The organism is uncultured Devosia sp., from assembly GCF_964244875.1.
GTDB lineage: Bacteria > Pseudomonadota > Alphaproteobacteria > Rhizobiales > Devosiaceae > Devosia.
Window position 1 is genome coordinate 108,246 of record NZ_CAXTKA010000001.1, and the last position, 18,467, is coordinate 126,712.

An 18,467-nucleotide genomic window follows, 5' to 3' on the forward strand; every position below is an offset into this window, starting at 1 on the left:
ATGATCGTTTCGGAAAACCGGCAGCCACTTTTCCGGATCATGCTCTAATGACGGCCGGTGGCCGCGAGTTCATCGCCAAAGCGCCATTCCAGAAGCGACTTCAGCACCAGTGTCAACAGCGCCAGCATGGCAAGCAGCGACGCCAGGGCGAAGGCTGCGGCGCCATTGTACTCGTTGTAGAGGATTTCCACCTGCAGCGGGATGGTGGTGGTCTGGCCGCGGATCTTGCCGGACACCACGGCCACCGCCCCGAACTCGCCCATGGCGCGGGCATTGCACAGCAGCACGCCATAGAGCAGGCCCCAGCGGATATTGGGCACGGTGACGCGCCAGAAAGTCTGCCAGCCGTTGGCGCCGAGCGACAAAGCCGCTTCCTCGTCGCCGGTGCCCTGGTCCTGCATCAGTGGGATCAGCTCGCGGGCAACGAAGGGAAAGGTGACGAAGATGGTGGCAAGAATGATGCCCGGCAGCGCGAACAGGACTTCGATGCCATAGGATTTGAGCCAGGGCCCCAAAACGCTGCCGGCCCCGAACAGCAGCACATAGACCATGCCCGAAATGACCGGCGAAACGGAAAACGGCAAATCGATCAGCGTGATCAGGAAGGCCTTGCCCTTGAACTCGAACTTGGCGATGGCCCATGAGGCGCAGATGCCGAACACGACATTGAGGGGCACCGCGACGGCAGCGACGAGCAGCGTCAGCCGGATGGCGCTTTGTGCATCCTTGTTGCCCAGCGCGGAAAAATACGCGCCGATCCCCTTGGCAAAGGCTTCGGTAAAGACGGACACCAGGGGCAGGATCAAAAACAGGGCCATGAACAGCAGGCAGGCAAAGATCGCCAGCACCTGCACCGACCGAGTTTCGCTGACCGGAGAGGCATGATGGCGATGCAGTAGCTTGCTTTTAGTTGCCATAGCCAAACCTCTTGCGGCTCCAGGCCTGGACCAGGTTGATAAAGAACAGGATCGCAAACGAAATAATCAGCATGACCGAGGCAATGACCGTGGCGCCGACATAGTTGAATTCCTGCAGCCGGATATAGATCAGAAGCGGCGCGATTTCGGAAACGAAGGGAATATTGCCGGCGATGAAGATCACCGAGCCATATTCGCCGACGCCGCGCGCGAAGGCCAGGGCGAAGCCGGTCAGGATGGCCGGCGTCAGGCTGGGCAGGATGACGCGGGTGATGGTCTGGAAGCGCGTGGCGCCAAGCGTGGCGCTGGCTTCCTCGACCTCGCGGCTCACCTCTTCGAGGATCGGCTGGATGGTGCGCACCACGAAGGGCAGGCCGATGAAGATCATGGCAATGACGATACCCGTCGGGGTATAGGCGATGCGGAACGGAAACCACTGACCGACGATGCCGTTGGAGGCATAGATGGCGGTCAGCGCAATGCCGGCCACTGCCGTGGGCAGCGCGAACGGCAAATCGACCACCGCGTCGAATATCCGCCGGCCGGGAAAGCGATAGCGCACCAGGACCCAGGCGATCAGGGTGCCGAATATGACATTGACGCCGGCCGCAATCAGGGCGGTGACGAAGCTGACCCGCAGCGCGCCGAGCACGCGCGGATCGGTCGCCGCTTTCCAGAAGCCATCAAAGCCCAGCCCGGCACTGCGAATGCCGAGCGCGACCAAGGGAACGAGGATAATCAAAGAGAAGTAGGCGAGCGTGAAGCCGAGCGTCAAACCGAAACCCGGTATGACGCTCGGCTGCTTCAGTCGCCAACCATCCCGTTTTGGGGTGGTTGCATTCATGTGTTACTGCCCTGCTACCGGTGCGTAGATCTGGTCGAAGATACCACCATCGCCGAAGAATTTGGGCTGCGCTTCGCGCCATCCACCGAAATCGGCAATCGTCGCCAATTTGATATCCTGGAAGCGCGCCACATCTTCGGGTTTTGCCAGTTCGGGCTTGAACGGACGGTAGAAGTTGGCGGCCGCGATGGTCTGGCCTTCGGGGGAGTAGAGATATTTCAGATATTCCTCGGCGATATCGCGAGTGCCCTTCTTGTCGACATTGACGTCGACCACGGCAACAGGGGGTTCAGCCAGGATCGACAGCGATGGCGAGACGATCTCGAAGGCATCGGGGCCCAGTTCCTCGAGCGCCAGGTAGGCCTCGTTTTCCCAGGCCAGCAGCACGTCGCCAATGCCGCGCTGCACAAAGGTGGTGGTGGAGCCGCGCGCACCGGTATCGAGCACCGGGACGTGCTTGTAGAGTTCAGTAACGAAGGCTTGCGCCGTCTCGTCGGTGCCGTTCGGCTGCGCCTTGGCCCAGGCCCAGGCCGCCAGCAGGTTCCAGCGGGCGCCGCCCGAGGTCTTGGGATTGGGCGTGATCACTTCGACGCCATCGGCGACCAGATCGCCCCAGTCCTTGATGGCTTTGGGATTGCCCTTGCGGACCAGGAACACGATGGTGGAGGTATAGGGCGCGTTGTTGTTTTCCAGCGTGCCGCGCCAGTCCGCCTTGATCAGGGCACCGGGGGCATCGGCGATGGCGTTGATGTCGCTTTCCAGCGCCAGTGTAACGACGTCGGCATCCAGCCCGTCGATGACCGTGCGGGCCTGGGCGCCGGAGCCACCATGGGTCGTTTCCACGCCAACGGTTTCGCCCTTGGTGTCCTGCCAATGCTTGATGAAGGCTTCGTTGTAGGAAACGTAGAGTTCGCGCGTCGGGTCATAGGACACGTTGATGATGCTGCGATCCTGGGCGTGGGCGGTGACCGCAAAGCCCATGGTCAGAGACGCGGCCAAGGCGGCGTAGGCAAAAATTCTGGCGGCGGCTTTCATATCTCTGGCTCCCTCAAAAGCTGTGGGCAAACACTACTCGAACGCTAGGGTATTACAAAGCACCTGCCCTGCTTTCAATGACTGCAAACAGAAAATGCTTTGCCAAAAACCGCTGGAGCAACAGAAAAGTATCGCCTGTCCGGCCAAACCGGCTCACGAGCGCAAATTCATTTCAAAACCTAACAGGATCCTAATACTCATTGTCATTAGGATATCGTCGTGACCGGGTACGCACGTGGCGCAACGACGAAGCGATCCGCGCGCTAAGCCGGACGCCAGGCCAGGGAGAATCACCGTGCAGCAAAATGTGCAACCCGTCCGCGACGCGCTGTTGGGACGGGCTGATGCCCTGTGGCAGGACAATCCGGGCTTCGCATTGTTCCTGCGGGCGGCAATCCTGGCCAGCGCTGCCGAAGACTTGTCGGCGCTAACGGCCGGGCAGCTTGAAAATATGGCACGGCGCAGCTACGGGCGGGTGCTCGTCAGCGACGGGGCGAGCAGCGACATCGTTGTGACACCCCCTGCCAGTCCGGGTGATCCGCTAACGATCGACATCATTTCTCCAGATACGCCTTTCATCGTCGACAGCGCGCTTGCCGCGGTGCGTGCCGCCGGAGGAACGATCCGGCTGTTCGCTCACCCTGTCGTGCATCTGGAAAACGGCCAGGTAGTCGCGCAGGGTGGGCGCGCCGTCAGCGTGTTGCATATCCACAGCGATCCTGTCGGCGATCTGGCCGCGCTCGAAAACGAACTGCGCGCCACCATGGCGGATGTCGGCAATGCCGTGGCCGACTGGCAGGGCATGCTGGAGCGGGTGCGCCGGGCGGCAGCGGACTTGCATACGACGGTCGCCGTGCCGGCCAAGCTGCGCGACGAAGCGGTGCTGTTTCTCGATTGGCTGGCCGAGAACAATTTCACCTTCCTGGGCGCGCGCCAATATCGGCTGGCGGGCGGCCAGCTCGAAGCGGTTCCCGATACCGGGCTCGGCATCCTGGCCGATGACAATGTCAGGGTGCTGCGCAGCGGCGCCGAGTTCGTCGAGAGCACGCCAGCCCATGCCGATTTCATGGCCTCCAGCGAACCGCTGCTGGTGACCAAGGCCAATATTCGCGCGCGCGTGCATCGTCGGCAGCATATGGACTATGTCGGGGTCAAGCTTTACGGCGCCGATGGCCTGGCGGCTGGCGAATTGCGCATTGTCGGACTGTTCACCTCGCAAGCCATGGCAACGGCGCATAGCGATGTGCCGATCATCCGGCGCAAGCTGGGCGAAGTCATGCGCCGCTCCGGGCTCGATCCGCTGGGTCATGACGGCCGGGCGCTGCTGAGCGCGCTGGATACCTATCCGCGCGACGAGCTGTTCCAGATTGAAACCGATCAGCTCTTTGAATTCACCAGCGCCATCGCCAGCCTTTACGACCGGCCGCGGGTGCGGGTCCTGCCGCGCATCGACCGGTTCGACAATTTCGTGTCGGTCCTCGTGTTCGTGCCGCGCGACCGCTACGACAGCCAGGCCCGTGCCCGCATCGCACAATATCTTGCCGAAAAATACGATGGCCGCATTTCGGCCTATTACCCACACTTCCCCGAGGGCGATCTCGTGCGCCTGCACGTCATCATTGGTCGTGTCGCCGGGCCGACGCCGCGTCCGAGCCGCGCGGAGCTGGAAGCGCGCGTCGAGCAACTGACGGCGAGCTTTGGCGACATGCTGATGGCAGAGGCGCAGGATCCCGGCACCGCCAGCGATTACCGCAATGCCTTCTCGGCCGCCTACCAGTCGCGCCATGACGCCGTCGACGCGCTGGCCGATATCGCCGTGCTCCGCACCCTGGCCGACGATACGCGTATTGCCATTCGCCTGCATGGCCGCACCGGCGGCGATGGTGCGCTGGGTCTCAAATTCTATCATTACGGCAGCGCCATTCCGCTCAGCGACCGGGTTCCGATGCTGGAAGCCTTCGGGTTCCGGGTCATCGACGAGCGCACCTATACGCTCAAGCCGCGCGACGGCGCCGAGCGCTATATTCATGACCTGGTGCTGGAACGCGCCGATGGCAAGGCGTTCGAGTTGGCCCTGCTGGCCCCGTCGGTCGAAGCGGGGCTGCTGGCGGTATGGGAAGGTCGTGCCGAAAGCGACGGGCTCAACGCTCTGGTGCTGAGCGCCGGGCTTGGCTGGCAGGATGCGGCATTGCTGCGGGCGCTGTCGCGCTATCTGCGCCAGATCGGTATTTCCTATTCGCAGCGTTACATTGCCTCGGTTTTGGTGACGCAGTCCGCCGCCGCCGCAGCCTTGATCGGGCTGTTCAATGCGCGGCTCAATCCGGTCCGGACCGGAAATGCCGAAGCGGCCCGCGCCGATATCGCCGCGGCGCTTGAAGCCATGGCATCGCTCGACGAAGACACCATCGTGCGTCGGTTCCTCAACCTGGTGGAAAGCGCCACGCGCACCAATGCCTGGCAGCAGGATGTCGATGGCAATGCGCGCCCTGCCCTGTCGATCAAGTTCGATTGCGCCAAGGTCGAGGCCATGGTGGCGCCCCGCCCCTATCGCGAAATCTTCGTTTATTCGCCGCGTGTCGAGGGCGTGCATCTGCGTTTCGGCGCCATTGCCCGTGGCGGCATCCGCTGGTCGGACCGGCCCGAGGATTTCCGCACCGAGGTTTTGGGTCTGGTCAAGGCGCAGCAGGTCAAGAACGCCGTTATCGTGCCGGTCGGCGCCAAGGGCGGCTTCGTGCCCAAGCATCTGGTCGCTGGCATGGCGCGCGAGGCCTTCGCGGCCGAGGGCGTCGCCAGCTACAAAATCTTCATCGGGGCGCTGCTGGATATTACCGACAATCTGGTCGGCAATGACGTCGTGCCGCCCAGGGACACCATCCGCATCGATGGCAACGACCCCTATCTGGTGGTAGCAGCCGACAAGGGCACGGCGAGCTTTTCCGACATTGCCAATGGGATCGCCATCGGGCGCGACTACTGGCTGGGCGATGCCTTCGCCTCGGGCGGTTCGGCCGGTTACGACCACAAGGAAATGGGCATCACGGCGCGCGGCGGCTGGGAAGCGGTCAAGCGGCACTTCCGCGAGATGGATCGCGATATCCAGGCCGAGCCGTTCACCGTGGTCGGCGTCGGCGACATGAGCGGCGACGTCTTCGGCAATGGCATGCTGCTGTCCGGCGAAATCCGGCTGCTGGCGGCGTTCGATCACCGCGATATCTTCATTGATCCCGATCCCGACACCCAAGCGAGCCTGGCCGAACGGCATCGCCTGTTCGCGCTGCCGCGTTCGAGCTGGCAGGACTATCAGGCGCCAATTTCGGTAGGCGGTGGCGTCTTCCCACGCAGCCTCAAGGCCATTCCGCTCAGCCCGCAGATGCAAGCGCTGCTCGGCCTGACCGGCGCCCATGCCACACCGGCCGAAGTCATCTCGGCCATCATCAAGGCCGATGTGGACCTGCTCTGGTTCGGTGGCATCGGCACCTATGTCCGCGCCAGCAGCGAAACCAATGCCGGCGTCGGCGATCGCGCCAATGACGCGGTCCGCGTCACCGCCAGCCAGCTTCGGGCCAAGGTGGTCGGCGAAGGCGCCAATCTGGGCGTGACGCAACTCGCCCGCGTCGAATATGCGCTTGCGGGCGGCCGGATCAATTCGGACGCCATCGACAATTCGGCCGGTGTCAATTCCTCTGACCTCGAGGTCAATATCAAGATCACGCTGCAGCCGCTCCTGGCCGACGGCACCTTGACGCAGGAGCAGCGCAACGCCTTCCTCGCCTCGATGACCGATGAAGTGGCCGCGCTCTGCCTGCGCAACAATTACCTGCAGCCGCTCGCTATTTCCCTGGCCCATCGGGCGGGCCTCTCCGAACTGCCCGACCATCGCGAATTGATGGCCGGGCTGGAAACGCGCGGCCTGCTCGATCGCGCCGTCGAATTCCTGCCCGGCGATGCGGCGCTCGACGCCCGCGCCGCGACCGGACAGGCAATGACCCGCCCTGAACTGGCGGTGCTGCTGGCCTATGCCAAGCTCACGCTTTATGCCGACCTGCTCGCCGATACGGCGCTGGACGACGGCTATCTTGCGGGCGAGTTGTTCCGCTATTTCCCCGAAACCTTGCACAAAACCTATCCGCACGCCGTCGAGACCCATCGCCTGCGCCGCGAGGTGATCGCCACGGTGCTGGCCAATGCCATGATCAATCGCGGCGGCCCCGCCTTCGTCACCGAACTGACGGGGGCCACCAGCGCCAGCGCCGGGGAAATCGCCTTGGCCTATGCCGCCACCCGCGACATCTACGGCCTGACCGAGATCGATGCCGCGATCGATGGCCTGGATGGCCTCGTCGGCGGGTCGGTACAACTGTCGCTTTATGCCAACGTCGAGGCGCTGCGGCGCCAGGAAACCCTGTGGTTCCTGCGCAATGCCGACGTGACCAAGGGCCTGGCCGCCCTCGTATCGCGCCATGCCGACGCCGTCGCCAGCCTCAGGACCCTGCTCGCCACCACCCTGCCCGCGCCGCTCGCCACCGCTGTCGGCAATAGCGCGCAGGCACTGGCAGCCCAGTCCGTTCCAGGCGACATTGCCCAACGTATCGCCGAACTGGGCGTCCTGTCGTTCGCCAGCGATATCGCGTTGGTCAGCGAGCGCGGCGCAGTGCCGGTGGCTCTGGCGGCCGACGCATTCTTTGCGGTTCTGGCGCAATTCTCGCTTTGGCCCGTTATCGAGCAGGGGCGCACCCTGGTCCTCTCCGACCGCTTCGAGCGCATGGCGCTCGACCGTGCCCTCGCCAACCTGCTGCGCGCCCAGCGCGACCTCACCGCCGACGTGCTCGCCGCCGGCGCCGGCAGCGTCGGCGAGAAATTGCAGGCGTGGACGTCTCATACGCCCGGCATCGAACGTGCCGCGCAATCGGTAGCGGAACTGACACAGGGCACGCTGACCGTAGCCCGGCTATCGGTCGCCGCAGGCTTGTTGGCGGATTTGGCGCAGGCGTCGTAAGTTCATCCAAAGTCGCGCTTGCCAGCGTCGCGATCATCGCGACACTGGTCGGCCAACAACCGAGAGCATCCATGTCCCAGCCCCTTGCCCACTGGCTTGCCGCCGCCGTCGCCAATAATGGGTTGGACCTCAACCTTTCCGGCGTCATCGAGACCATCGCCGCTGCCTGCGCCGAATTGTCCGGCATATTGCGGCTGGCCCCGATTGCCGGGCAGACCGGGCTGGCCGGGCACACCAACGTGCAGGGCGAGGCGCAAAAACAGCTCGATGTGATCTCCAACGACATATTCATCAAGCACTTGCGCCGGAATGCCGACATTTCGATTCTGGTCTCCGAAGAGCTGGATGAAGCCCTTCACCTGGAGAATCAGGGCCGCTTCATGGTCGCTTGCGATCCGCTGGATGGCTCGTCGAACTTGGATACCAACGTCACCGTAGGCTCGATTTTTTCCGTCCTCGCGGTCGATCCAGCCAATCCCGACCTGTTGCAGCCCGGAACGCGCCAGCTGGCGGCGGGTTATGCCGCCTACGGTCCCGCAACCAGCCTGGTGCTGACCTTCGGCCCATCCACGGTCTGCTTTACGCTGGACGATACCGGCACGTGGCAGCTGTCGCACGATGCCCTCGTCGTGCCCGCATCGTCCGGCGAATATGCCATCAACACGGCGCGCGAACGCTTCTGGGATGCGGCGACCACCGACTACGTCACGCAAAACGTCGCCGGCGAAACCGGCCCGGCCGGCAAGCGCTACAACATGCGCTGGGTCGGCTCGATGGTGGCCGACATCCACCGCATCCTGATGCGTGGCGGTATTTTCCTGTATCCGCTCGACAGCGAGAACCTTAAAACCGGCGGCCGCCTGCGCCTGCTCTACGAAGCCAATCCAATGGCCATGCTGATCGAGGCGGCCGGCGGATCGGCGACGACGGGCCGCGGCCGCATCCTCGAGGTCCAGCCCGACGACATCCACCAGCGCGTTGCAGTGATCGTGGGGTCCAAGGACGAGGTCGAGCGGGTCAACGCGCTTTATGCCCGCCAGCCATAGAGCCACGGCTTAAAACTCCCCGATTTCGCCTCAACCAAATTGCAACGTTGCGACACGCCGCCTATAAGGTCGGCAACATGGGACCAGCCGCCGTTTCGCTGGTCGGGAGCAATGATGACCAAGAAAAGCTATACGCTGCCGCAGACCAATTCGAGCCCCTGGACTGCGCGGCCATTCCATCGCCAGTTCCTGACACGACAGGCCAATCGGCTGTTCGATTTTTTCGAGAAAGCCTCGATCAATTCCAAGGGCGGCTTTCACGAATTGGACGATGACGGCCATCCGCTCAACATCGATAACGACATCCGCCAGATCCACGTCACCGCGCGGATGGTGCATTGCTTTGCCATTGGCAGCCTGCTCGGCCGGCCCGGCTCCGACGAGATCGTCGATCACGGCATGCGCGATCTGTGGGACAAGCACCGCGACGCCCAGCATGGCGGCTATGTCTGGGGCCATGACGACACTGGCTTCACCGACGACAAGAAGCAGGCCTATGGCCATGCTTTCGTGCTACTGGCCGCCTCCAGCGCCAAGCTCGCCGGCCATCCCCTGGCCGACCAGATGATCGCCGACGTCACCGCGATCATCAATACGCGCTTCTGGGACGAGAAGATCGGCGCCGTGTCGGAGGAATATAACCGCGACTGGTCCCCGATCAGCGATTATCGCGGGCAAAATTCCAACATGCACATGACCGAAGCCTTGATGGCCGCCTTCGAGGCGACCGGCGACAAGGCGTACCTGGTCAAGGCTGAGCGCATCGCCGATCTGATCATTGGCAAGAAGGCCGTGCCACTGGGCCATCGCGTCGCCGAGCATTTCAACGACAAGTGGGAGCTGGACAAGAGCTATCTGGGCTCCGAAATGTTCCGCCCCGCGGGCACTACGCCCGGACATTGGCTGGAATGGTCGCGGCTGCTGATCCAGTTGTGGATCCTGGGCGAAAAACGCCTGTCCTGGCTGACCGACGCGGCGCGCAACCTGTTCCGCCAGGCGATCGAGCTGGGCTGGGACGACCGCTATGGCGGTTTCTTCTACAATCTGGATTGGGACGACACGCCGCAAATGCGCGAAAAGCTGTGGTGGCCGGTCAGCGAGGCGATCGGCGCGGCGGCGTTTTTGTGCGCCTATGATCGCGATCCCTATTTCCAGGTCTGGTATCGCAATCTGTGGGACTTTGCCGCCAATCACGTGATCGATCACGAGCGGGGCGGCTGGCGGTCCGAACTGCGCGAGGACCTGACGCCGGCCTCTCGCCTCTTCATCGGCAAGCCGGATATCTATCATGCGCTGCAGGCCTGCCTGATCCCGCTTTACCCCGCCAGCGGCGGCATCACGTCGGCGATCATTCACACCGACCACGGCAAGCATTAGGATCGCCTGGATCTCTCCCCTGGCGGAGGGCTATCGCCAGAACCCCTATCCAAATGCCCCAGTCGACACCTCCCCCTACCAGGGGGAGGATCAAGGTGGGGGTTTTTCCATCCCCAATATTCGGGCTCTCATACCCCCACCCACCCTCCCCCTGAAGGGGGAGGAGCCGCTCAGTGGCACCGTAGGGAATCGCGACGAGCCAAATCCGGTAGCCCTCCCCAACAAGAAGGGGACGCCACGCTCAGCCTTTGGAATTACCCTGCCACGTTTCGGGCGCTCACGCGTTGAGCGGGAAACGGAGAGCAAAATGAGTGATCTCAACGGTAAAGTGGCGCTGGTGACCGGTGCCGGTTCTGGCATTGGCAAGGCGGCGGCGCTGACGCTGGGCAAGGCCGGCGCCCATGTCGTTGTGATGAGCCGCACCGCCGAGGAAGTCGACCAGACCGCCAGCGAAATCCGCATCGCCGGCGGCGAGGCTCTGGCGCTCACCGCCGATACCGCCGACGCAGAGGCGATGGCCGAATTGGTCAATCGCACCGTCAGCCATTACGGGCGGCTCGATATCGTGGTGGCCAATGCGGGCATCAATGGGGTCTGGGCGCCTATCGAAAGCCTCAAGCCAGAAGAATGGGACAAGACCATCGCGGTCAACCTGCGTGGCACGTACCTGACCATTCACCATGCCGTGCCGCATCTGCAACGGGCCGGCGGTGGCTCGATCATCGTTATCTCGTCCATCAACGGCACGCGCACCTTCACCACGCCCGGCGCCAGCGCCTATTCCGTCACCAAGGCGGGGCAATTGGCATTGGTGCAGCAACTGGCGCTGGAACTGGGTGATCGCAAAATACGCATCAATGCGATTTGCCCCGGCGCCATCGAGTCCGAAATTTCCGACAACACGGCCCAGCGCGACAAGGAACGGACCGAAATTCCGGTCGAATTTCCTGAAGGCGATATCCCCCTGACCGGCGGCGTGCCGGGCAAGGCACAGGATATCGCCGACGCCGTGCTGTTCCTGGCGTCGGACGCGTCTCGGCATATTACCGGAACGCCGATCTGGATCGACGGCGGCCAGAGCTTGCTGCGCTAAGCTTTGTGCGGGGGGCTATCCCCGCAGTGTTGCAACCGTCTCGTGCCACGCGTACATCAGCGGCTCCCGAAGAGTTTCGCCATGTCCCGCCCAACCAGCTTTCCCGCCCAACTCCCCCACCACCTGGTAGAGCGCGCCGTTCTGGCCGCATTGGAGGAGGATCTGGGATTGGCCGGCGACCTGACGAGTCAGGCCACGCTGTCACTATTTGCCACCGCCACGGCGACCCTATCGGCCCGTGAGCCCGGCGTCATCGCTGGCCTCAACCTCGCCGCAGCCGCTTTTCGGCTGGTCGGCAGTAACGTCAATTTCGCACCGCAGCTTGCCGACGGGGACACGGTCGCTGCCGGCAAGATTATCGCCACCGTCTCCGGTCCTGCCCGGCTGGTCATGTCGGCAGAGCGCGTGGCGCTCAATTTCCTCAACCATCTCAGCGGCATTGCCACGCTGACGCGGACTTACGTCGATGCCGTCGCGGGCACCAAGGCGCGCATCTGCGATACCCGCAAGACCATTCCAGGCCTGCGCGCCTTCCAGAAATATGCGGTGCGCTGCGGCGGAGGCGCCAACCACCGCTACAGCCTCAATGACGCGATCCTGATCAAGGACAACCATATCGCCGTGGCGGGGAGCGTTACCGCGGCGTACCAGTCGGCAAGCGCCTTTGCCGGCCATCTGGTGGCGATCGAAATCGAAGTCACGAGTCTGCTCGAACTGGAGGAAGCGCTTGCCGCCGGGGCGCGGATCGTCCTGCTCGACAACATGGACAACGCCATGCTCGCCCGCGCCGTCGCCATCAATGCCGGACGCGCGACACTGGAGGCGTCGGGGAATGTCAAACTGGACCGGGTGCGCTCCATCGCCGAAACCGGGGTCGACTTCATCTCCACCAGCCAGATCACCATGGGCGCCACGCCGCTGGACCTGGGGCTCGATGTCGAGATCGCAGGGGCCAAACCATGAGCATCCTGGCTGTTCCGGCTCAAGCCACCAATCGTGCGTTGACCGATCTTTGCCTTGCGGCGGCGATTAATGCGGCCCGGGTCATCAACGAGGTCTATGCGCGGCCGTTCGTCGCAGTCGACAAGCCCGACGGCTCCCCGGTGACCGAAGCCGACGCTGCGGCCGAGGCAGTGATCCTGGACGCATTGCGGGCGACGGGCATTCCGGTACTGGCTGAAGAAAGCGCTTCGGCGGGGCACATTCCCGTTCTGGGCGATCGTTTCTTCGTGGTCGATCCGCTGGACGGCACCAAGGAATTTGTCAAGCGCAACGGCGAGTTCACCGTCAATATCGCGTTGGTCGAAGATGGCTTGCCGGTCTTGGGCGTCGTGCTGGCGCCAACGACCGGCGAGGCTTTCGTGGGGGACCGCGAGGGGGCTTACGCCTGCAATACGGTCACGGGAAAAGCGCTCGACATCCGGGCAATCTCGACCCGGCCCGCCGATCCCCTGAGGATCGTCGCCAGCCGCTCGCACGGCCATTCGGCCCTTGCAGCGCTGTGCCAGAGCATGCAGGTGGGGAGCGACGTTTCGGTGGGTTCGTCGCTTAAGTTCTGTCTGCTCGCGCGAGGCGATGCACAGCTTTATCCGCGTTTTACCCCCACATGCGAATGGGACACTGCCGCCGGGCAGGCCGTGCTGGAAGCGGCGGGCGGGGCCGTGCTGACACTGGATGGAGGGCGCCTGGGCTACGGCAAAGCGATGAGCCGCTTCCTCAATCCCTATTTCGTCGCGGCATCGAACCGTGCCTTAGCGCTCCGCGCCGCTGAAGAAATGCGCCGGCTGGTCGATTGAACGGCGCTATTTGGCAACCAAGGCTTAACGTCTTGGCGCTATGGGCATCAGCTAACGCTTGCATCGCTGACGACGAGCATATAAAGAACCGGCATATTACGGCCCGGCATATGCTCGGCGGAGTTGTCGCATGAACGTCAGAACAGTCTGCCTTTCCATCTTATACGAAGACGATGCCACAGGCTACGAAATCCGTCGGCTGTGCGTCGAGGGTGACTGCTCGTATTTCGTGGAGGCTAGTTTCGGCTCGATCTACCCCGCGCTGGCCAAGCTCGAGGCCGACGGATTGGTGCATAGCCGAGTCGAGCGGCAGGACGGCAAGCCGTCCAAAAAGGTTTATTCCATAACCGGGGCCGGCCGCGCGGCCTTTATCGGGGCGTTGCACGAGCCATTGGGCGAAGAAATCTTCCGTAGCCCGTTCCTGCTGTTCGCCCGGTTTGCGCATTTGCTGCCCGCCGATTTGGTGGAAACGCGGCTGAACGAGTACTTGGAGCACATGACACAATCCAAGAAAAAGATGGAAGACCTCATTGCGGAGCGCAGCTGCAATGCCTCGGACACATGGGTGATAAATTACGGCCGTGCAATAATGACGGTTGGCGAACAGCATCTGCGTTCCCATATGCAGGGACTGATCAAATTGGCGAAAGCCGAATCGACGCTAAAAGACGCGGCTGAATAAGGGGCAAATCGAGTATGCGTGCACTACTGTCTTACGGCTTGGCCTTTCTCATTCTGATCTGTGCGGGCGCTTGGCTCGCGACGGGTTCGCTGGTGGTCGGCGGCAACGGCCCAGGCAAGGGCGAGCGGCCGATCGTTTCGATCATCGAAGGCGAGGAGCACGGCCCGATCGCGACCCAGCTGGCCGATGCGGGGGTGCTGGCCGAGCACGTGTCGGACACCACCATCGATCCGGAACTTACCATTGCCCAGCGCAATGAAGAGACCACTGGCGCCTCGGTGCCGGCCCAGTCGGTGCGCACGGTCACCTACCAGGCACAGCCCATGCCGATCGATGTGCCGCTGCGTGGCCGCACCGAGGCCAAGGCATCCGTCAGCGCCGTGGCGGAAACTGCAGGTATCATCGACAGCGTTTCGGTTACCAAGGGGCAAAAGGTTGCCGCGGGCGACTTGCTGTGCACGCTGGACCAGGGCACCCGCCAGGCCGCCGTGAACCAGGCCGAAGCCGGGCTGGCGCAGGCCAACGCCTCGCTGGTGCAGGCGCAGCTGGATTTCGATACCAATGCCGATCTGCGTCAACGGGGCCTGGCTGCCGCCAATACCAGCCGGCCGCTGGAAGTCGCCTTGAGCGCTGCCCAGGCTTCGGTGACCTCCGCCCAGGCGTCGCTGGACAATGCCAAGGCCGAACTGGACCGCACCGAGATCATGGCAAAGGTGGCGGGCATCGTCGAGGAACCGCTGGCTGCCGCTGGCTCGATGCTGGCCATGGGTACGCCCTGCGCCACCATCGTCCAGCTGGACCCGATGGTGTTCGTGGCCCAGGTACCCGAAAGCCGCATCGGGCTGGCGCGGATCGGCCTTGACGCCTCGATCAGCACCGTCACCGGGCAGACCGTCGAGGGCAAGGTCAGCTTCATCTCGTCCACGGCCGACCCGGCAACGCGCTCGTTCCCGATCGAAATCGAAGTTCCCAATCCCGATGGCGGGGTGCGCGACGGGGTGACTGCCGAGGCGACGGTCAATGTCGGGACGGCTCCAGCCCACCTGGTGCCGCAGTCGGTGTTGACGCTGAACGACGAGGGGATACTGGGGGTTCGGGCCGTCGAAAGCGACAAGGCCAAGTTCTATCCGATCCAGATCGCCAGCGACACGCGCGAGGGCGTGTGGGTGCTGGGCCTGCCTGCCAAGGTCGACATCATCACCGTCGGCCAGGAATTCGTGAATGACGGCCAGGCCGTCACCGCAACCAACGTTTCGGCCACTGAGGGTACGGCATCATGATCAATTTCCTCGAACATGTTCTGCGGATGCCACGCGTGGTGCTGACCGTCATGGTCGTGCTGCTCGGGGCGGGCCTTTCGGCCTATGTGTCGCTGCCCAAGGAAAGCTTCCCGGCCATCGACATTCCGTATTTCTACGTTTCGGTCAGCCAGTTGGGCGTGTCGCCGCGCGATGCGGAAAGCCTGCTGGCCAAGCCGATCGAGGATCGGGTCAAGGACGTCGACGGGCTGGAGAACTATACCTCCACCTCGACCACCGGCCACGCGTCGGTCTTTCTTGAATTCAACGTCAATGCCGACAAGGACCAGGCGCTGAGCGATGTCCGCGCCGCATTGGACGGTATCGCGGCCGATTTGCCCGACGATGCCGACGAGCCGACGGTCACGGAAATCTCGTTCACCGACATGCCGGTGATTTCGGTGGCGCTTTATGGCACCGCGCCGGAGCGTCAGTTGGTGCAGCGCGCCAATGACCTGCAGGACCAGCTCGAGGCGCTGCCGGACGTCCAGAGCGTGACGGTTTCAGGCTCCCGCGACGAAGTGCTGGCCATTACGGTCGATCTCAACAAGCTCGAGGCATATGACCTGACGGCGGCTCAACTGCTCGATGCCCTGGCCAAGAACAACATGGTGGTGCCGGGCGGTACGCTCGATACCGGCCAAGGCTCGTTCAACGTCGAAGTGCCGGGCCTGATCAGCAATGCGGCCGATGTGTATTCCTTGCCCGTCAAGACCTCCGGGGACACCGTCGTCACCTTTGGCGATGTAGCCACCATCACCCGCACCTTCGAGGATGCGACCCAATATGCCCACGTGAACGGGCAACCGGCAATCACGCTCGGCGTGTCCAAGAAGCTGGGCACCAACGTCATCACCGTCTCGGACGAAGTGCGCCGCGTCACCAGCGAATACACCGCCGACTGGCCCAACGGCATCACCACCAGTTTCCTGGTGGACCAGGCCGAGACGACCAAGGGCCTGTTCCGCTCGCTGGAAGCTGCGGTGCTGACCGCCGTGGCCCTCGTGCTCATCACCTGCGTGGCGACGCTTGGCCTGCGCCCGGCGATCATGATCGGCATGTCGATCCCGATCTCGTTCATGATCGCGTTCCTCGTGGTGCAGATGCTGGGCATGACCATCAACATGATGATCATGTTCGGGCTGGTGCTCGCGGTGGGCGTGCTCGTCGACGATCCGATCGTGGTGGTGGAATATGCCGAGCGAAAACTGATGGAGGGCGTCCCCAAGCGGGAGGCTTTCATCATGGCGGCGCGCAAGATGTTCGTGCCGGTGGTTTCGGCCACCCTGACGACGCTGGGCGCCTTCGTGCCCCTGCTGTTCTGGCCGGGCATCATCGGCAAGTTCATGAGCTACCTGCCCATCATCGTCATCGTGGTGATGATCGCTTCGCTCGTGTCCGCCCTGATCTTCATGCCGATCATCGGCGCGATCATCGCCTCGACCCACGTCGATCCCAAGGCGAAGGAAGCGGCGGACATGGTCATGTATGCCGACAAATTCGATCCCAAGAAGGTCAAGGGCCTGACCGGCGGCTATGTCCGCATGCTGCAGCACCTTCTGCGCCATCCGGTCATCACCCTGCTGGTTGGCTTCTCGCTGGTCGCCGCAATGTTCTACGCCTATATCGCCAATCCGACCGGTACCGAGGCCTTTCCCGCTTCCGAGCCGGAATTCGGCACCGTCAACGTGATCGCCCGCGGCAATTATTCGCCGGTCGAAATCCGCGACCTGCTGGTGGAGGTCGAGACCGACATCATGCAGGTGCAGGGCATCCAGGACGTCATCATGACCTTCGCCAATGGCGGGGGTGATGGCGGCGGCACGAGCACTGCGGCTCCGGCCGATACGATCGGCTCGTTCAACCTGCAGCTCGCGCCCTATAACGAGCGCGTCAAGGCCGAGGAAATCTTCCAGAACATCCGCGAGCGCGTCGCAGATATTTCCGGGCTGTCGGTACAGATCGCGGCACAGGAAAATGGGCCACCGGCCGGCAAGGCGATCAATCTGCGGGTGGAAAGCACCGTCTATGAGGATTTGGGCCCGTCCGTCGCCAAGCTGCGCAACTACGTGCAGAACGAGCTCGGCGATACCATCGACGTCGAAGATGGCCGCCCCTCACCCGGCATCGACTGGGAAGTGACGATCGACCGCGTCGAGGCGGCCAAATACGGCATCGGTGTGCGCGAGCTCAGCCCCTATGTCCAGCTGGTCACTTCAGGGGTCAAGCTGGGCAGCTATCGCCCGGACGACGGCACCGACGAGCTCGATATCCGCGTTCGCCTGCCCGAAGAGGAGCGCACGTTCGATGCGCTGGATTCGATGCGGATCGCGACCGCTCAGGGCCTGGTGCCGGTATCGAACTTCATCAAGCGCACGGCGACACCCAAGGTCGCCAATATCGAGCGGCGGAACGGCGTCTATGCGATGGACGTGCTGGCCAACCTGAACCCCACCAATGCCAGCGGCGAAGCGGTGACGACGGACGCCAAGGTGACGCAGCTGAAGGAGTGGCAGGCAACCCAGGAATGGCCCGCCTCGGTCAACATAGTTTATGGCGGTGCGGCCGAGCAGGTCGACGACACCAACGCGTTCATCATCGCTGCGCTGTTCTCGGCGCTGGCGCTGATCGCGATGGTCCTGCTGATCGAATACAACAGCTTCTACCAGGTCATCGTGACCCTTATGACGGTGGTGATGTCGATCGCCGGCGTGATGCTCGGCATGGTGGTCACCGGAATGAGCTTTTCGGCGATCATGACAGGCCTGGGTATCGTGGCCCTGGCCGGTATCGTGGTGAAAAACGGCATCGTGCTGATCGACACCTATAATCATTACAATCGCGATGAAAAAGTCGAGCCGATCAAGGCGATGCTGATCACCGCGGCGCAACGCGTACGCCCGGTGCTGCTCACCGCCACCGTGACTGCCCTGGGCGTGATCCCGATGGCGTTTAACGTCGAGTTCGATTTCATCCGCCGCGAAGTGGTGGTGGGCGGCATTGCCGGTTCGTGGTTCATTCACCTGTCGGCGGCACTGGTGTCGGGGCTGTTCGTATCGACCGCGCTGACGCTGATCATGGTGCCGGTGATGATCACCGCGCCCACCGTGATGTGGCGCCAGGTCAAATGGGCGGCGCATCATTCGGGCCGCCTCGGCAACTGGATCACCAGCCCGTTCCGCCGCCGCACTGCGTCGGCGGTGCCCGCCGGGTTCGACGGCATGGCGGTCGAGATCCCGCCCGATGCCGATGGCACCAGGCGCTACATCGTCAGCTCGGATGCCGGGCTGGTGGAAAAGGAAAGCAACGGCGTCACCATCGTCAGTCGCCCCGAAGCCGCCGAATAAGTTACTGCGACCTCCAAGCAGTGCAAGGCCTGCAGC

Annotated in this window: 12 protein-coding genes; 9 read left to right on the forward strand and 3 right to left on the reverse strand. The window is 63.2% G+C overall.

What is annotated here, in order from left to right:
• Positions 1-44 precede the first annotated feature (44 nt).
• The 3 genes from cysW to ACFE8X_RS00460 are packed head-to-tail and all read right to left on the reverse strand — an operon-like array spanning position 45 to position 2,796.
• A complete protein-coding gene (gene cysW, locus ACFE8X_RS00450; protein ID WP_375449465.1) occupies positions 45-917 on the reverse strand; it encodes a sulfate ABC transporter permease subunit CysW in 873 nt (290 codons plus the stop codon).
• The gene (cysT, locus tag ACFE8X_RS00455; protein WP_375449466.1) at positions 907-1,761 is read right to left on the reverse strand and encodes a sulfate ABC transporter permease subunit CysT; all 855 of its coding nucleotides are present in this window, start codon (positions 1,759-1,761) and stop codon (positions 907-909) included. The genes cysW and cysT overlap by 11 nt, the downstream gene beginning before the upstream one ends.
• A 3-nt stretch (positions 1,762-1,764) precedes the next feature.
• Complete coding sequence (locus ACFE8X_RS00460) at positions 1,765-2,796, reverse strand: sulfate ABC transporter substrate-binding protein (RefSeq protein WP_375449467.1); 1,032 nt, start codon at positions 2,794-2,796, stop codon at positions 1,765-1,767.
• 295 nt (positions 2,797-3,091) lie between these two features.
• On the opposite strand from ACFE8X_RS00460, the gene ACFE8X_RS00465 reads away from it, so the two are divergent.
• The 9 genes from ACFE8X_RS00465 (at position 3,092) to ACFE8X_RS00505 (ending at position 18,431) form a co-directional block, all read left to right on the forward strand.
• Entirely contained in the window at positions 3,092-7,792 is a 4,701-nt protein-coding gene (locus ACFE8X_RS00465; protein WP_375449468.1) for an NAD-glutamate dehydrogenase, read from the forward strand.
• A gap of 71 nt (positions 7,793-7,863) precedes the next feature.
• Complete coding sequence (locus ACFE8X_RS00470) at positions 7,864-8,838, forward strand: class 1 fructose-bisphosphatase (protein WP_375449469.1); 975 nt, start codon at positions 7,864-7,866, stop codon at positions 8,836-8,838.
• Between the two features lie 114 nt (positions 8,839-8,952).
• Entirely contained in the window at positions 8,953-10,215 is a 1,263-nt protein-coding gene (locus tag ACFE8X_RS00475) for an AGE family epimerase/isomerase (protein WP_375449851.1), read from the forward strand.
• Positions 10,216-10,522: 307 nt separating this feature from the next.
• The gene (locus tag ACFE8X_RS00480; protein WP_375449470.1) at positions 10,523-11,308 is read left to right on the forward strand and encodes an SDR family oxidoreductase; all 786 of its coding nucleotides are present in this window, start codon (positions 10,523-10,525) and stop codon (positions 11,306-11,308) included.
• Between the two features lie 81 nt (positions 11,309-11,389).
• Positions 11,390-12,271 (forward strand): carboxylating nicotinate-nucleotide diphosphorylase, encoded by an 882-nt coding sequence (gene nadC, locus ACFE8X_RS00485; RefSeq protein ID WP_375449471.1) that lies wholly within the window; start codon positions 11,390-11,392, stop codon positions 12,269-12,271.
• Positions 12,268-13,104, forward strand: coding sequence for a 3'(2'),5'-bisphosphate nucleotidase CysQ (gene cysQ, locus ACFE8X_RS00490; protein ID WP_375449472.1), 837 nt, complete (start codon positions 12,268-12,270; stop codon positions 13,102-13,104). Before nadC ends, cysQ begins: the two co-directional genes overlap by 4 nt.
• A 130-nt stretch (positions 13,105-13,234) precedes the next feature.
• Complete coding sequence (locus tag ACFE8X_RS00495; RefSeq protein WP_375449473.1) at positions 13,235-13,786, forward strand: PadR family transcriptional regulator; 552 nt, start codon at positions 13,235-13,237, stop codon at positions 13,784-13,786.
• 14 nt (positions 13,787-13,800) lie between these two features.
• The gene (locus ACFE8X_RS00500) at positions 13,801-15,066 is read left to right on the forward strand and encodes an efflux RND transporter periplasmic adaptor subunit (RefSeq protein WP_375449474.1); all 1,266 of its coding nucleotides are present in this window, start codon (positions 13,801-13,803) and stop codon (positions 15,064-15,066) included.
• Positions 15,063-18,431: an efflux RND transporter permease subunit gene (locus ACFE8X_RS00505; protein WP_375449475.1), complete on the forward strand. Its 3,369-nt coding sequence runs from the start codon at positions 15,063-15,065 to the stop codon at positions 18,429-18,431. The genes ACFE8X_RS00500 and ACFE8X_RS00505 overlap by 4 nt, the downstream gene beginning before the upstream one ends.
• Positions 18,432-18,467 lie beyond the last annotated feature (36 nt).

Bases quoted from the DNA above. Each gene is read 5' to 3' on its own strand.
- cysW (WP_375449465.1), bottom strand. From the start codon at position 917: ATGGCAACTAAAAGCAAGCTACTGCATCGCCATCATGCCTCTCCGGTC.
- cysT (WP_375449466.1), bottom strand. From the start codon at position 1,761: ATGAATGCAACCACCCCAAAACGGGATGGTTGGCGACTGAAGCAGCCG.
- ACFE8X_RS00460 (WP_375449467.1), bottom strand. From the start codon at position 2,796: ATGAAAGCCGCCGCCAGAATTTTTGCCTACGCCGCCTTGGCCGCGTCT.
- ACFE8X_RS00470 (WP_375449469.1), top strand. From the start codon at position 7,864: ATGTCCCAGCCCCTTGCCCACTGGCTTGCCGCCGCCGTCGCCAATAAT.
- ACFE8X_RS00475 (WP_375449851.1), top strand. From the start codon at position 8,953: ATGACCAAGAAAAGCTATACGCTGCCGCAGACCAATTCGAGCCCCTGG.
- ACFE8X_RS00480 (WP_375449470.1), top strand. From the start codon at position 10,523: ATGAGTGATCTCAACGGTAAAGTGGCGCTGGTGACCGGTGCCGGTTCT.
- nadC (WP_375449471.1), top strand. From the start codon at position 11,390: ATGTCCCGCCCAACCAGCTTTCCCGCCCAACTCCCCCACCACCTGGTA.
- cysQ (WP_375449472.1), top strand. From the start codon at position 12,268: ATGAGCATCCTGGCTGTTCCGGCTCAAGCCACCAATCGTGCGTTGACC.
- ACFE8X_RS00495 (WP_375449473.1), top strand. From the start codon at position 13,235: ATGAACGTCAGAACAGTCTGCCTTTCCATCTTATACGAAGACGATGCC.
- ACFE8X_RS00500 (WP_375449474.1), top strand. From the start codon at position 13,801: ATGCGTGCACTACTGTCTTACGGCTTGGCCTTTCTCATTCTGATCTGT.
- ACFE8X_RS00505 (WP_375449475.1), top strand. From the start codon at position 15,063: ATGATCAATTTCCTCGAACATGTTCTGCGGATGCCACGCGTGGTGCTG.